The organism is Stenotrophomonas maltophilia, assembly GCF_003970865.1.
GTDB classification, from domain to species: Bacteria; Pseudomonadota; Gammaproteobacteria; order Xanthomonadales; family Xanthomonadaceae; genus Stenotrophomonas; species Stenotrophomonas maltophilia_AR.
In genome coordinates this window covers 1-656 of record NZ_RXLZ01000160.1, presented here as the reverse complement: position 1 = coordinate 656, position 656 = coordinate 1, and the positions used below count along the sequence as shown (strand labels likewise).

The following is a 656-nucleotide window of genomic DNA, read 5'->3' as shown; positions in this document are numbered from 1 at the left end:
ATGTGATAGTTTTTTTTTTTTTCCAAGGAGAAGCGGCATAAGGGTGGGGGTGCCGTTCCGTGGGCCCGGAAATTGGTAAAAGGGACAGCCTAAGGAACAATGGTACTCCAGTCCGGCATGAGGAATGGGTTCTGGCATTCGGAAAGCCTGCCTACGGCGATGCCCCCGAAGATGTCACCCTCATCCCTTTGCCCTCGGCTCCCAGCGTGTTATCGTGCCCCTGATGCAGCGGGTGTTACAGGCATTGTACCAAGGGGATTACGACACCGCCTTCGAGGTGATGGTGCGTGCCCTGACTTTTGCTCAGGGCAGCGAGGCTGCCGAGGCTGCCTTGTTGCTGGCAGAGGCTTACACGCTTTATGGCGAAGGCGGCATCGAGGGGATTTACCGGGCTCTCGAGCACGGCGCCAACGCCGTTCCGACTTTGCAGGAAGACCCCTTGTTCCGCGCTTTGCTGGCCGAAGCGCGCGCGCTCGAAGGGGCCCCCGAGCACGAGGTTCGGCCCCTGCTCGAGCCGAGCGAGGATGCGCGGGTGCGCTTCCACCAGGCCCAGACCTTGCTCTCCCTCGCCGTCCCCGGTGGTGTCCCTGTTACCAACTCCCGCGCCCCCGAGCGGCACCCCCCACGCGTATCGTCCTCTGCCCGTGACAAACAAA

The 656-nt window shown here is 62.0% G+C and carries 1 protein-coding gene; it reads left to right on the top strand.

Annotated features, from left to right (window positions below):
* Positions 1–214: 214 nt before the first annotated feature.
* A partial coding sequence (locus EKL94_RS22200; protein WP_221767999.1) for a hypothetical protein occupies positions 215–656 on the top strand: 442 nt, incomplete at its 3' end.